Source organism: Streptococcus pseudopneumoniae, from assembly GCF_038148935.1.
In the GTDB taxonomy this organism is placed as follows: Bacteria; Bacillota; Bacilli; order Lactobacillales; family Streptococcaceae; genus Streptococcus; species Streptococcus pseudopneumoniae_U.
In genome coordinates this window covers 1-256 of sequence record NZ_JBBJZX010000264.1, presented here as the reverse complement: position 1 = coordinate 256, position 256 = coordinate 1, and the positions used below count along the sequence as shown (strand labels likewise).

At 51.6% G+C, this 256-nt stretch carries 1 rRNA gene; it reads left to right on the top strand.

The window, feature by feature from the left end:
• Positions 1-256: ribosomal RNA gene (locus WKI42_RS10900) — 23S ribosomal RNA — on the top strand; the annotation flags it as partial.

Here is a 256-nt window from a genome sequence, read left to right as displayed (position 1 = left end):
GAAATCCCGTCGGAATCTGGGAGGACCATCTCCCAACCCTAAATACTCCCTAGTGACCGATAGTGAACCAGTACCGTGAGGGAAAGGTGAAAAGCACCCCGGGAGGGGAGTGAAATAGAACCTGAAACCGTGTGCCTACAACAAGTTCGAGCCCGTTAATGGGTGAGAGCGTGCCTTTTGTAGAATGAACCGGCGAGTTACGTTATGATGCGAGGTTAAGTTGAAGAGACGGAGCCGTAGGGAAACCGAGTCTGAA